Origin of the sequence: Sphingobium sp. (genome assembly GCF_032153725.1) — a bacterium.
Taxonomy (GTDB): domain Bacteria; phylum Pseudomonadota; class Alphaproteobacteria; order Sphingomonadales; family Sphingomonadaceae; genus Sphingobium.
The window spans coordinates 1-14,088 of the sequence record NZ_JALDYQ010000059.1; the positions used below are offsets into that span (position 1 = coordinate 1).

Sequence of the window (14,088 nt, forward strand, 5' to 3'; positions counted from 1 at the left end):
AACACTCTGCATCGGCGTGGGACAAGGCAGCGCTATCGCAATAGAACGGGTGTGAGCCACCATGCATGATGAGATGATGGCAGAGCTGCCGATGGGGCATGACGATTCCCGTTCGGAACGGCGGAGCATCGTGCCGCTGGCGCTGACGGTGGCCGTTGCCTCCTTCATGCAGATGCTGGACAGCGCGGTCATCGCAGTTGCGCTGCCCGACATGGCCAGGAGCTTTTCAGTGACGGCGCAGGAGCTGGGCATCGGCATCACCGCCTATGTTCTGGCTGCTGCAATCGTGATCCCCGTCGGTCCGTGGCTCGCTGACCGGTTCGGCGGACGCAAGCTGTTCATCCTTGCGCTGTTGGCCTTTGTGGTGACCTCCATCTTCTGTGGACTCAGCCCTTCCCTGCCGATATTCGTGCTGTCCCGCTTCCTGCAGGGCATGGCTGGCGCATTGATGGGGCCGGTCGGTCAGCTGATCCTGGTGCGCAGCACGGAACGGCACGAACTGCTGCGCGTCATGAATATCTCCAGCGCGCCGATGTTGCTGGCGCCGGTCATCGGGCCTCCTTTGGGGGGATTTATCGCCACCTATATGGGCTGGCCCTGGATATTCTATCTGAACATTCCGATCGGGCTGGCCGGGGCTCTGGCGGCGTACCAAGTCCTGCCCGATCCCAGGGGCGAAGGCCAACCCTTCGACTATCGCGGATTGCTGCTGTCGGTGATGGCGTTGGGGCCGATGATATTCGGCCTGAGCGAACTGGGTGGTCACCAGTTTCCAACCATGCTGGCGCTGGCGCTGCTGGGGTGCGGCACTGCCGTCGCATGCATTGCCATCGGTCATTTCCGACGTGCGGCCTTCCCGCTTATCTCCTTGCAGCCGGCCGCCAACCGGACTTTTGCGTTGGTTACGCTGATCGGCGCGCCGCTGGCCCGTATTCCCATCGCCTCGCTGCCCTTCATCCTGCCGATTCTGTTGCAGATCGGCTTCGGCTACAGCGCCTTTGTTTCAGGCCTGCTGTTCCTGGGGCATACGGGGGGTGACCTGACGATGAAACCTTTCGTCACGCGCGTATTCCGGACATTTGGGCATCGGCAGGTACTGATCGGCTGCACGATCGGCATGTGCCTTGCAATCGCCAGCTGCGCGCTGTTCACGCGGGAAACGCCGCTCTGGCTGATGGCATTCACTCTCTACATCAGCGGCTGCTTCCGGTCGTTTCTGATGGCGGCCACCGGCAGCCTGTCCTTCGCGGAACTGGAACAGCCGCATATGGCGAGCGCCACGACGATCCTTCAGATTTCCATTCAACTGTCGCAGGCGCTGGGCATATCCGCGGTGATCGCGATCTTCGACCTCAGCCTTTACAGCCGGGGCGCAGTCGGTATCGAGCCCTGGGATTGCCAGATCGCCTTGATCCTCATCAGCCTGCTGGGCCTGGCCTCCTGCTGGCCTTTCCTCAAACTGCGCATGGACGTGGGGGCGGAACAGAGCGGCTATGGCCGATGACCTGTGACGAACACGCCTCAGGAAAAAGGCCCCGCCGTGATGAAGTCGGCGGGGCAGGCGGAGAGTCAGAACCGGCCTGAGAACTGGACGCCATAGGTTCGGGGCGGCGCAAGCGTCAGGGAACTGCCCACGGCAGATGTCACAACGGCTTTATTCGTCAGATTGCGGACAAATGCCCGTACGCTCCAGGCATCGTCGGTGCCGCTGTAGCTGATGCTGGCGTTGACCTTGAAGAAGCCGGACTGGAAGCTTTCCGCCGGCACTTGCGGTGGTCGACGATAGAGCGTCCAGTAACCGGATGTATAGCGCGTGTCGCCCTGAAGGGTGATGCGATGGCCGTTGGGCAATTCGAAGCCTTGCTCATAACCTGCGGACACCGTCCATTTGGGTGCGTTGGCGAGTGCTTCCCCGGTCAGGATCTGATTGGCCTGCACCGTGCAGGTATATGTCGGATGAGCCGTCGTGATCGTGGCGCAGCCCGCGGGTGAGTTGTTCGCCGTGCCGGGCACGATGACCAGCCGGTCGAACCGGGAGTGGGTGTAACCAAGGCTGCCCGTGAACCGGCCATGGCGCACCGGTTCGGCCAATATCTCCAGTTCACCGCCATAGACTTTGGCCGAGCCCGCGTTCACGATGGTATTCGCGAAATTGAGGATGGTGGGGCAGGCCACGCTATTCTGGCAGCGATAGCCATATTGGGCCTGGAAATCCTTGTAGGAATAGTGGAACGCCTCGGCATTGATCTGGAGCCTGTTCTCGAGAAAACGGCTCTTCACGCCTCCCTGGATCGCGCGAAGCTTCTCGGGGCGATACGAATTGTAATTCTGGTCGAGCCCTCCCGCCTTGAAGCCGCTGGAGATGTTCGCATAGACCATCGTGCGGGGGGCGGCATCATATTCGAAGCCAGCCTTGTAGGTCACGGAATCAAAGCTGCTTGTCGGTTTCGTATATGCCGTCGCCGATGCCTGTCGCGTCAGCGACTTGCGGTCATGCGTGAAGCGCAGGCCCGCGGTCGCGCGGAATCGTTCCGTCAATGGCACCGTGACCTGGCCGAATGCGGCGTAGGACTTTGTATCGCTGCCGGAAAGATAGGGGTAGGTCAGGGGATTATTGGGCACCGATATGCGGCTGACATAATAGGGATTGGTCCCCATGGCGTGCAGGTAATAGCCGCCGATCAGCCAGGTGAAGGGGGAGCCGGCATTGGAAGCGAGCCGGGTTTCCAACGTATGCTGCGTTTCGTTCACGCCACCGGCCGAAGAGGTTGCGGCGGGCGTCGGATAGTTGATGATGACGTTGTTGTCGAATTTTTCATATCGCTGAATGGCGGGGAGGATGGTCAGCGTGCCGAAGCCGAGATCGGCATTGAGTTCTCCATAATAGCGACGATAGCTCAGATCAGTGATCCCGGTCGGAGCGGTGCTGTAATAGGCATCGTCCGGATGCGTGGCCAATGGATCGACTGCGCCGTTGCCGACTCCCCCGACATGCAGATATTCGGTGCCAAGGACGAGCTTTACCGCCGAGGAGGGTTGCCACAATAGCTTCGCACGGACACCCGTATCGTCCGCGTCGTCATAGCCGCTGGGCTGGATATAGCCATCGTGCCGATTGATCATGCCGGCAAAGCGCACCGCGATCGTGCTGCCGAGCGGCACGTTGAGCGCGGCTTCCGCACGGACGGCATCGTAATTGCCGTAGGAAAAGCTGCCACGCGCATGGACGCCGTCCAGCGTCGGACTGGCGGTGATGATGTTGATCGATCCCGCCGTGGCGTTACGGCCGTAGAGCGTGCCCTGGGGGCCGCGAAGCACTTCGATGCGTTCCAGGTCATAGATGGACGAAAAGGGCGCGTCGGTCTGCTGCTGATAAACCCCGTCGAAATTCATATTCACCGAAGGGCCACCAATGGCGGTATCCTGTTGGGAACCGATACCGCGAATATAGACATAGGCGCCGTTCGCATTGCCCTGAAGCACCACTGACGGTACTTCGCGCAGGATATTGTCGACGGAGTTCAGGTTACGCTTGATGATTTCCTCGCCGGAAAGCGCGGTGATGGAAATGGCCGTCTTCTGTATGCTGGTTTCACGGCGTTCGGCCGTGACGATGATGTCCGCGATGCCATCGCCGTTCCTGACGGCCTTGCCGTCTTCCTGAGCCAATGCCGGTGAAGAGGCACAGGCAAGAGCGAGTGCAGACGCAGAAATCCAATATGAAACGTGCATTATTCCCCTCCCATTAAGGATGTGGTTGTGATTATTTCTCGAAGATCGCCCGAAGACCTGCGGCCTGATAGTTCATGAAGACGTGATGGGCGTGAACGACGCCGCCCTTGGCGATCTTCAGGATTTGCACCTTGTATGTGGTCAATGGTTGACGGTAGAAAAGCGGCGTACGCTCGAAATCCGGCGGATTGGGATTGAGATAGGGCGTGGTGTCGCTGAGCAGATAGGTTATGATCAGGCCGCTTCGCGGATCGATCACGACGTTGCGCAAGGCCCGGTTGGCATAGGAAAGAGCGGTCGGGCTGCGTCTGCTGCCCAATGGGCATTTGAACATCGGAAGCGGTTCGGCATTTTCCCAATGCACGCAGTCCGCGCCAGCGGTCATGCCCCTGCCTGCATCATACCACCATGCGTCGGAATAGCCGATCAGTTCCTCCCGGCTGGGCTGCTCCTGTTGGGGCAGTGTCTGGGTCAGGACCGGGTCGAGTCTGGCGACATTGTCGGGCTGGAAATGCTGGCCCGCGTCGATATCCGAAGTCAGCATGGTTTCCACCTCGGCGATGCGGCGTTCCTCGACTTTCAGGCGGACCATCAGAATGAAGGGCTGGTGCGCGCTTTCCTCGATTGTCGTCAGCGCGATGACCTGCCCGGCGACCGGATCGAAGAAATAGGTCGCGGGCTGGTTGAATTTCTCCAATACGCGCCAGAGTCCGTCGCCGATCCGCGATGCCTGGCCATTTTCCGTCACGATCAGATTTGGCGCGACCGTGAGCTTGCTATAGTCTCTTTTCTCCAGCGCCTTGAAGTAGCTGTCAGCGACGGCGCGCAGGCAGGTTTCCGAACAGCTGGAGCTGCGGTCAGCCGATGGATCGGTCAGCTTCACGGGGCCGGTCGTGTTTGGTCCATTGACCGCAGGCGGCTGGATAGGCGGCGTCACCGTGGCATAGGCCATTGTCGAGATGGCCATGATCTTGAATGCGCCGGCCAGCAGATATCGCCTTCCGCCCTTATGAACAGGCATCGCATGATTCTCCATTTTTTCCAGGAATCAGGTTCCCGAAGAAATCCGTCCGGGGTTTGTTCCGAGTTCAGCTACGTCTTAGCGAATATATCCCTTTTTCCTGAACTCATCTCCGATGCCGGTCAGCTTTCCGACCTGCTTCCCGTTTCGAAACGTCAGTCGCAGAAATTGTCCGCCTGTCTGATTATTGCGAAGAGGATGAAGATCGACCTTTACCTTCTCGCCAATAATGAAATCGCTCTTCTTCACGCCTTCGCGCGCAAAAACGCCCGGAGATGCTCCCTCCAACCCCCAGGTCTGGACCCGGCCATCAGGCGTCTGGACTTTGATCCAGAACCAGCCATGCGGGTTTTTCCATTCGACGGCGTAGAGAGAGCCGCTTATGGTCACGACCTTGCTTTTGTCGAACATCGCAAAGGAATGGTGCGCACTGGCGGGCATCGTTGTTGCCGCGAGGATCAATGGCACTGCCATCTTCAAGAACTTCATCGGAATTGCTCCCCCTGTTTTTTGCGTTTCAATGAATTCCTGGCGGTGGGGGGGTAAGGTCCAACTGGACTTCGCCATCCGCAGCGACTTTCTGGCGGGCGTCGGCGCGATCACACATCATGCTTCTGGCTCCGCCGGTTCCACCGGACAGATCGGTCCCGATCACACCGGTTCCGCGCTCATAATATTTTTCGAATACCCACGGCTTCTCCAGAACATTGGGCGCGTCCACGGTCATCTTCACATGAAGATTGCCATCCTTGCCGAGCCACCAGCGTTCCAGCACATGTTCGCCGCCATTCTTCACTCCATAGAAGAGTTCGTGATCGGGATGAATGCCGACCGTGTCGATCACGAGCGTATCACCTTCCCACCAGCCCACCGAATGACCCAGATATTTGGCGCTGTTGTCATTGGCTTCGATCTGAGCGGGGTGGGGACGTCCATCCATCCATATTTCCCGGAACTCCGCCTGAAACAGGACCAGCCTGCCGCCCGGCTGGAAGAGAAAGGTGGGCGCCGAGGTGTACCAGATGGTTCGTGTCATGCCGAACGGCTTGCAGGAGGCCTGTTGGAATTCCGCCTTTCCGGCAAGGAAGGCGGCCACGCGTGCTTTCGCTTGGGCCATGGCATCGGCTTTGAGCGGCGGATAGTCGATCTGGTCGAGTGTGACGGCTTTGGCATCGAAGCGCTGCGGCGATTTCCAGGCGACGCCCCAGATTTTGGGCAGTTTCGAAATGCCCTGCCAGTTCATGGCCGGCGTAATCACTGCTCCCTCCGCTTTCGCGGGCGCACGGAGATTTCCGGGAATTTCAACCTTTCCGTCCGCCGCGATCCTGATGTCTGCGGGGTTGCCGCTGGCAGCGCCACATGCGCCGAGCAGCAGCAAGGGGACGAGTGCCACGCCAGGCCCGATGGCCGTTCGATTTTTCCTCATGTGACGGGCTCCCCGGGCAGCATGCAGTTGTAATTGGCAAGGCTGGCGTCCGGACCGCGCCGGTATCGGGTCCGCACGACCCATGGAGCAGTCAGGACATGGGGGGCGGTGATGGTCGTCACACGCTCCAGCATGTCCTGGCCGGTCAGCCGGTAGCGTTCCTCTACATGCAGATCCGGATCGAAGGGCAAGCCGTAGAAGAGGTCACGGTCTTCCCGAACCTTGACCGTGTCGATGACAAGCGTGTCGCCTTCCCATGAAGCGCGTTGATCGCCCATGATGGAAAATCCCTGCAAGGCATTGCTGTCGAATAGTTCATCGGGGTGTTTGAGACTGTTTGTGGCGACACCCCGGACAAAGCCATTGGCGCGGATCATGACCGCGCCGGGGCCATATAGAAACTGCAGGGGATAAGGAAACCAGGCGAGCCGGGGCATGCCCTCTAGCCGGCAGTCCGCGGACATGGGCTTTACCTGTCCCGTCTTCAGGCCAGCAAGGGCCTTCTTCATTTCCTGCTGGTAAGCTGGCTTGGCGGCAGGCAACGGGATGGTTGCAAGGCGGGTCACCTCGCTATCTCCCACTCCTTCAGGAATCCACTGGGTTCCCAGAAGGTCAGGAAGCTTTTCGAGTTCCGGGAGGGGCGCCACCGGATTGGCTGGTGGAGACGCCGCTGCGCCTTGCCGCACCACAGCGATCGATACCAGTCCTGCAACAGCCATGCCGGCAAGGACCGGCAGGAACAGACGTCTCATTCATCTTCTCCCTGGATGCATTGCAACCATGTCGCGCGGGTTGCTAAATCCGAGTTGAAAATATTTAGAGCCGCATTGAATTTTTGGTCAATCGCATAACGGATATGTAATTGCTGAAGATGTCAGCGATGGTCACGTTACGACATCAATGATGTTCAATCGTGCGAGGACAGGTTTTGGATACGCAAGCGCCAGTCGATATATCAACCAACGTCTCTTCCGGGCGAAGGAGACACCAGCCTCGACGTATCCGCGGAACGTCGCGCACGATGCAGGATAATGGCAATGGAAGGGACGCCCTGATCGAAGCGGCCTGTCGTCTCTTGCGCGACACGCCGCCGGAAAAAATAACACAGGTGGCAATTGCGCGCACCGCCCAGGTTCATCCTTCGCTGGTAGGTTATTATTTCGCGGATGTCTCCGACCTCCTCATCATGGCGACGGAAAAGCTGTGCCAGGATTATCAGCGGCGGGTCGGGGATGCGCTCAGCAGCACGAATGGGAATTCCCGCGAACAGATTCGCTCCCGTATCGATATATTGTTGAAAATGGGCGACGATTTTCCTTATTTCCATCGTCTGGTCACCGCGGTCGTCAATCAGGAACTGCCCGGTTCCGAACCGCTCTTCAGGCAGGTGGTGGGTTCGGGCATTTCCGCCTACGACCAGCTGGTGGACGCAGGTTGTCGAGCTGGCGAACTTCGCGCCGTTTCCGGCCGGTGGCTGATGGTTGCCATCGTGGCGATCTGTGACGCATTCGGATCACAGCAGCCTGTAATCAATCTTGGGAAGGAATCCGGGTTTGATCGTGAAAATGAACGACACGCTTTCGCCGATTTTATTCTTGATCTTGTCATGAATGGCATTGGCACGCCGATATCGGGTTCGGCCGAGGGATTGGAGACTGATTTCGAAAGTGACAGGAGTGAACTGACGAAGGAGAACGCAACATTGCGTCGCGCCGTTGTCCAGATCACCCTGGAAAAGCAACTGCTGCAAGACCGGCTGCGAGCGTTGGAATGATGTCATGTAAGCCGGAATTGGATTTGCTCCGTCCAGAAGGGTGTCGCCGCGGCTTCGAGCGCGGTCGGCCCTCACCGTTGAACGGGATGACGTCGTCAATCCCTGCAACCATCAAAAAATGGCGATTATCAACGCCACAAATAATGTGCCGAGGAGGACAATCTTGAGTGCCGTAAGGGCCATGACATATGTTAGTCGCAGGCAACGAATGTCGCCATATGCGCTAAGTCATACGCCCTTGCATATAGGCGGGCCGGTGGATCGGCTGCAAAATATATCCGTGACCTCAACTGCGCTGGAATCATAGCTGTCTTCACGGCCGAAGACAGCCTTCTTCCTTGCACGAAACGCAGATCATGCGAACAGGCGCAGCGATGACGGAGGAATTTCGTGGAACACAGCCACCGGCTAGTCGTTTTCCATCAGCCCTGAAAAAACAAATACAGGAGAGTATATGCGTGAGATCAGCCTTTCCATGCGTGCTTTCGCTGCTGCGTCGGCTTTATTCCTGGCGACAGCGCCGGCGTTGGCCGGCGATGAGGAGCGGGCTCTTGCCGCGATTGCACAGGCCCAGGGGAAAATTGACGCAGCGGGAAAGTTGAAGGCCGGGGACTTCGATCCGGCGGTGCTGGCCAAGGCGCAGGCGCGCCTGCGTCTCGCGCAGGAGCAGCTCAAGAGCGGCAAGGAGCAAGCAGCCATCCGCGCGGCCGTTGAAGCCCAGCAATTCGCGGACACGGCGATCGGCGAGAGCACGGCCCGAACCGATGCGGACGCGCACGTTCATGCGGCAACCGCTGCTGCGGCCCAACAGGATGCCGCCGCCGCAAATGCGCGCGCGGATGCTGCCGAACGCGCGGCCGCATCCGCCGCGGCGGACGCCCGGGCTGCGCGCGCGGCTGCCGTGGCGCCACCTGCGCCCACCACCACAACGGTGACGACCGAAACGGTGAAGTCCAGGCCCGTCGTCACGCGCAAGGCGACGCCCGCGAAACGAAAGGTCGTCCGCAAAGCGGCGAGCCCGGCCCGCTCATCCGTCGTCGAGAAAACCACGACGACCGTGACGCACCGCTGACCGGCGAGGCATGACGGTTCCATGGCATCGACAGGAACCGTCATGCCCGTGCCGCGCATGGGCCGGATCGATCCCGCCGGGCCGGACCGTCCTTTCTGGAAGTCATATCCTATTTGGCGAGGCCGATCATGTTGTGGACCATTCTCCTCATTATTCTGGTTCCGTAACGCTTCGGCATGATCGGGCGGGAAGCTCCCGATCAGGACTCCTCATGGGAATAGTCCGCGCAAATGATTGGCTGCGCCGACGCGGCTCAATGCCTCGATCATTGCGGCGGTGCGCAAGTCGACCTTTTCCGCCTGCGCCCGGCGTTGCGTGCGGGCTAGCGCGTCGGTCAACAGGTCGCGCATCCGCAGGTTGATCTCTTCGAGAGGCCAGGTCAGGTTCTGAAGGCCCTGCACCCATTCGAAATAGGATACGATGACGCCTCCGGCATTGGCCAATATGTCGGGCAGCACGATGATGCCACGCGCCTGCAACATATCGTCGGCTTCCAGCGTCGTCGGCCCATTGGCGCCTTCCGCCACGATCCGGCAGTTGATCCGCGAGGCATTTTCCGCCGTGATCTGGTTCTGCAGGGCACAGGGCGCCAATATGTCGCAATGCAGTTCCAGCAGGTCGCGGCTGGGGATGATCTCCCCATGGGGGCAGCCGAACAGTTGCCGGTGCTGGCGGACATGGTTCTTGAGCAAATCAATCGGCAGGCCCTTGGGATTGTGCAGCGCCACGCTGACATCGCTGATGCCGATGATCTTCGCCCCGGCTTCCGCCAGGAAGGTCGCGGCGTGCATGCCGACATTGCCGAAGCCCTGCACCACGGCGGTCGCGCCATTGAGGTCAAGGCCGATCTGCCGGCAGGTTTCGCTCACCAGATAGGCAAGCCCGCGGCCTGTCGCCTCATGACGGCCGAGCGATCCGCCCAGCACGACTGGCTTGCCCGTCACCACTGACGGCACGGAATAGCCGACATGCTCGCTATAGGTGTCCATGATCCAGGCCATGACCTGCGCATCGGTGCCCATGTCGGGCGCGGGAATGTCCTTGTCCGGGCCGATCATGCCGATGAATTCCGACGTGTAGCGGCGGGTGAGCCGCTCCAGCTCATCCTTGCTGAGCGCGGCCGGATCGACCCGGACCCCGCCCTTGGCACCGCCGAAGGGCAGTTTGGCGAGCGCGCATTTCCAGGTCATCCACATTGAAAGGGCGGCGACTTCGCCCAGGCTGACGTCGGGATGATAGCGCAGGCCACCCTTGGTCGGTCCCATGGTCAGCACATGCTGCACCCGATAGGCGAAGACCGTTTCGACCTGATCGATGCCATCGCGCCTGAAGGGTAGGGCGGCGATCTGCGTCCGTTCGGGAAAGAGCAGTCGCTGCCGGATATTGGGGTCCAGCCCCGCGATATGGGCGGCCTTCAGAAATTGCTGCTGGGCGAGGTGCAGCATGGATGACGACCATTCGGCCCCGCGCGCATGGGTCCGCTCCATCGCATAATGGATCGAGCGGATCAGCGTCGCGCTGTTGATGCCGTCCTTGAGCAGATAGTCCTCCGCCCCGCCTTCCACCGCCTTGCTGGCAAGGCCGACATCATCCATCGCGCTCTGGATGATGATGGGGGTTTGCATGTCATGCGCCCGGACGCGGTAGAAAGTGTCCAGCGCCATGCTGTCGGGCAGCATCAGGTCGAGCAGGACGACATCGATCCCGCCCACCCCCAGCCGCTCCAGCGCCTGTTCCAGCGTGCCGGCCTGCACCGTTTGGAACACCGGATTGTCGGACCGGGCGAGCAGCTTCTCAATCAGCCGGGAATAGACCGGATTATCCTCGACGAGCAGAACGGTGATGCGTTTGTGCGTCATGGCGTTTCACCCCATTTCACGAATTTTGCGTGTCTTTGGCCTCATCCGACTTGCGGTCGCCCACCCGCGCGATCAGTTCGCCCAGCAGCCCGTCGATTTCGAAGCGCAACAGGTTCCAGCCGTCCTCCACATCCCGGAAATTGCCTTCCGCGCCCATTTCCTCCAGACGGAAGGCGGCCGCGCCTGCCTCGGAAGCCGCGAAGAGATGCGCCGATCCTTTCAGGCTGTGCGCGGTGCGCTGAAGCTCCCGCGCATTTCTGCCGTCGATCGCGGCGCGGGCCTGCCGCATCATCTCCGGGCATTCGTCGATGAAAACGCCCGCAAGCTCGATCAGCAATTCCTCGTCACCATCGGCATTCTGAAGCGCTTTGGTCCAATCAAGAAGCGTGCTCATGGCCCGGACCCTTCCTCGCTATGGGGCTTCGCAGCGCTGGCGAAGCGCCCCTCCACCACCTCGTAGAAATCCTCTGCCCGCAGCGGTTTGGAGATATAATCGTCCATCCCCGCTTCCAGGCATCGTTCGCGGTCGCCGCGCATCGCATGCGCCGTCATGGCGACGATAGGCATATGTTCCCCCGTGCCGCGTTCCCGTTCACGAATGATGGCAGTCGCCTGGAAACCGTCCATTTCCGGCATCTGCACATCCATCAGCACCACGTCGAAACTGTCCTGCATCAGTGCCTCGACCGCCTGCGCGCCGTCGCCGACAATCTTCACCCGGTGCCCGCGCTTTTCCAGCAGGCGCAGCGCAAGGCGCTGGTTGACCGCATTATCCTCCGCGACCAGCACATGAAGCGATGGCCTGTCCTCGGGCACCGGTTCGGGCAGGGCGGTTTCCTCGCGCACCGTCACCTTCAGCGCGGCGAATATGGCTTCCAGCAGCTCGGACTGGCGCACCGGCTTCAGCAGGAAGGCCCCGATGCCGGTCGCTCCGGTGCGGCGGGCCATTTCGTCCTTCTGCGCGGAGGAGAGCATGATCACGGCGGGACGCTGGGCCGCGCGGCCCTGCGCGATTTCCCTTGCGACAGCAAAACCGTCCATCCCCGGCATCATCATGTCGAGCAGAACCAGCCGGAGGGGACGGCCGATCCCCGCAGCATTGCGCAGCGCGGCCAGCGCTTTCGCGCCGTTCTCGACGACCAGCGGCTTCATCCCCCATCCCCGGATCATCTCTTCCAATATGCGGCGGTTGGTGGCGTTGTCGTCGACGATCAGCACCGGCAGGCCATGCAGCGAGGGCTGCTCGGCGGGTTCATGGGCCGGTTCGCCCTGCGCCAGCGCGAAGGGGATGGTGAAATGAAAGACGCTGCCCCGGCCGACCTCGCTGTCCAGTTCCAGCCGCCCGCCCATCAGCTGCACCAGCTGAGATGCAATGGTGAGGCCAAGGCCCGTGCCGCCGAAGCGGCGGGTGAAGGATGTGTCTGCCTGCGAAAAGGCTTCGAAAATCAGCTTCCGCTTGTCTGCCGCTATGCCGGGGCCGGTATCGCTGACCGCCAGATGCAGCCGGACCTCATTCTCTTCCATCCGGTCGACCGCCACGTCCATCACGACCTCCCCCCGATCGGTGAAGCGCAGCGCGTTGCCGACAAGGTTGATCACCACCTGCCGCAACCGATGCGGATCGCCCTCCAGCGCGTCGGGCACGTCGAGCGCGACATGACAGGCGAGTTCGATCCCCTTTTCGGTGGCGCGCCCGGCAAAGGCCTGCAAGGTGTCGGCCAGCTCATCGCGCAGGCTGAAGGCGACATGTTCCAGTTCCAGCCGTCCCGCCTCGATCTTCGAAAAGTCGAGAATGTCGTTGATGAGATGGAGCAGCGCATCGGCCGATTGCGTGATCATGGTGAGATATTCGCGCTGCGACGCATTCAGGCGGGTATCGCTCAGCAATTCGGCGGCGCCGATCACGCCGTTCATGGGCGTGCGGATTTCATGGCTCATATTGGCGAGGAACTGGCTCTTGGCGCGCGTGGCCTCCTCCGCCTTGTTTTTCGCTCCCCGCAATTCGGTTTCGGATTCCTCCAGCTGGATCGTCCGTTCTTCCAGCCGCATGTTGACGCCACGCAGTTCCGCCGTGCGCTGCGCCACGATCAGTTCCGTGCGCGCGCGCTGGTTGGCGAGGGAAATCAGGTAGATGAACAGGATCAGGGTAACGGCCAGGCCACCGGCCAGCGCGATGGTAGGGGTGGTCGCGCCGCGCTTGCGGCCATAGGCATCGGTCGCGGCGGTGTAGATGGTGAAGACACTGTTGCCGATCACCAGCGAACTGGAGTGGAACAGGTCCGCGTCCATCGCCGGACCGGCGCCGGGCTGCCGCTTCGTCCTGTTTCCGGGCGCCGGGATCGACAGCAGAACCCGCTGCGCGGCAGGAGCAGAGGAATCAAGCAGATAGAGGTCAACGCCCTTTCTGGGCATCAGGTCGATCGCGCTTTGGATCACATCGCTGATCCGCAGCACGGCCACCACGAAACCCTGGAGATGTGCGCGCCGTTGATCGACGGCCATCTCCTTCCTGCCGCCATCATAGACCGGAGCGAACACCGCGATGCGGGGCGCGTCATCGCCCATCTGCGGCAGGCGGATATGCGCGGCGGCGTTGATCTCGCCACTGTCGCGGCCGGCCAGCATCGCTCCCCGGGCAAAGGGGTCCGATCCCCAGTCGAAGCCAATTATCTCCCGCGCGCTGCCGAACGACGTTTCTGCATATGATATGGGGAAATAGGCGTCGCGCGGTCCCGCCCTGACGACCGTTCCTTTCGCGTCCATCTGGGTGAACTGGAAATTGCCGTCAATCTGGCCTGTGTTTTGCCGTTCCCGGTCCGAACGTTCGCCGCTTGGTACATAGGGGACCCACTGGATGGAATCGAGGCTGGACAGCCCGGTCAGATATACGCTGGAAAATGCCTTGAACTGATCGCGGCCGACGACGCCCGATGCCTGATAATAACCGAGCAGCGCCCTGATCACGCTCGTTTCCGAGAAGAACTGCCGTTTGATGCCTTCGGCGCGCTGTTCGGCTTCCAGAGAGAATTCCGTTTCCGCTGACCGGCCCTGCTCCAGCGAAAGCCAATGCCACGCGCCCAGCGTGAGCAGCAGGCTGGCGACGCCCACCAACAGGGCTAACCAATATCTGCCACCCAGCTTCAGCCAGCTGCCGGAGCTGGTCGCCGCGGAATGGAGGGATGGGAAGGGGGCTGGTTCGCCCAT

11 protein-coding genes are annotated in these 14,088 nt (G+C 60.8%); 3 read left to right on the top strand and 8 right to left on the bottom strand.

Annotated elements, in window-relative coordinates; translation table 11 throughout:
- The first annotated feature begins 76 nt into the window (after positions 1-76).
- A complete protein-coding gene (locus RUH75_RS17330) occupies positions 77-1,504 on the top strand; it encodes an MFS transporter (RefSeq protein ID WP_313808349.1) in 1,428 nt (475 codons plus the stop codon).
- A gap of 65 nt (positions 1,505-1,569) precedes the next feature.
- On the opposite strand, the gene RUH75_RS17335 is transcribed toward RUH75_RS17330, so the two are convergent.
- The 5 genes from RUH75_RS17335 to RUH75_RS17355 all read right to left on the bottom strand — a co-directional run bounded on the left by RUH75_RS17335 (position 1,570) and on the right by RUH75_RS17355 (position 6,931).
- A complete protein-coding gene (locus RUH75_RS17335) occupies positions 1,570-3,669 on the bottom strand; it encodes a TonB-dependent receptor (protein ID WP_313808351.1) in 2,100 nt (699 codons plus the stop codon).
- 94 nt (positions 3,670-3,763) lie between these two features.
- The gene (locus RUH75_RS17340; protein WP_313808353.1) at positions 3,764-4,753 is read right to left on the bottom strand and encodes a hypothetical protein; all 990 of its coding nucleotides are present in this window, start codon (positions 4,751-4,753) and stop codon (positions 3,764-3,766) included.
- A 78-nt stretch (positions 4,754-4,831) separates the two neighbouring features.
- Entirely contained in the window at positions 4,832-5,242 is a 411-nt protein-coding gene (locus RUH75_RS17345) for a DUF6152 family protein (protein ID WP_313808355.1), read from the bottom strand.
- Between the two features lie 28 nt (positions 5,243-5,270).
- Positions 5,271-6,179 (bottom strand): hypothetical protein, encoded by a 909-nt coding sequence (locus tag RUH75_RS17350; protein ID WP_313808357.1) that lies wholly within the window; start codon positions 6,177-6,179, stop codon positions 5,271-5,273.
- Entirely contained in the window at positions 6,176-6,931 is a 756-nt protein-coding gene (locus RUH75_RS17355) for a hypothetical protein (RefSeq protein ID WP_313808359.1), read from the bottom strand. The genes RUH75_RS17350 and RUH75_RS17355 overlap by 4 nt, the downstream gene beginning before the upstream one ends.
- A gap of 269 nt (positions 6,932-7,200) precedes the next feature.
- On the opposite strand from RUH75_RS17355, the gene RUH75_RS17360 reads away from it, so the two are divergent.
- Positions 7,201-7,953: a TetR/AcrR family transcriptional regulator gene (locus RUH75_RS17360; RefSeq protein ID WP_313808361.1), complete on the top strand. Its 753-nt coding sequence runs from the start codon at positions 7,201-7,203 to the stop codon at positions 7,951-7,953.
- Positions 7,954-8,407: 454 nt separating this feature from the next.
- On the top strand, positions 8,408-9,025 hold the full coding sequence (locus RUH75_RS17365) for a hypothetical protein (RefSeq protein ID WP_313808363.1): 618 nt from the start codon (positions 8,408-8,410) through the stop codon (positions 9,023-9,025).
- A 209-nt stretch (positions 9,026-9,234) separates the two neighbouring features.
- Here the strand turns inward: RUH75_RS17365 and RUH75_RS17370 are convergent, their stop codons facing one another.
- The 3 genes from RUH75_RS17370 to RUH75_RS17380 are packed head-to-tail and all read right to left on the bottom strand — an operon-like array spanning position 9,235 to position 14,088.
- Positions 9,235-10,884, bottom strand: coding sequence for a Glu/Leu/Phe/Val dehydrogenase dimerization domain-containing protein (locus RUH75_RS17370; RefSeq protein ID WP_313808365.1), 1,650 nt, complete (start codon positions 10,882-10,884; stop codon positions 9,235-9,237).
- Positions 10,885-10,900: 16 nt separating this feature from the next.
- Positions 10,901-11,278 (bottom strand): Hpt domain-containing protein, encoded by a 378-nt coding sequence (locus RUH75_RS17375; protein WP_313808367.1) that lies wholly within the window; start codon positions 11,276-11,278, stop codon positions 10,901-10,903.
- Complete coding sequence (locus RUH75_RS17380; RefSeq protein WP_313808369.1) at positions 11,275-14,088, bottom strand: response regulator; 2,814 nt, start codon at positions 14,086-14,088, stop codon at positions 11,275-11,277. The genes RUH75_RS17375 and RUH75_RS17380 overlap by 4 nt, the downstream gene beginning before the upstream one ends.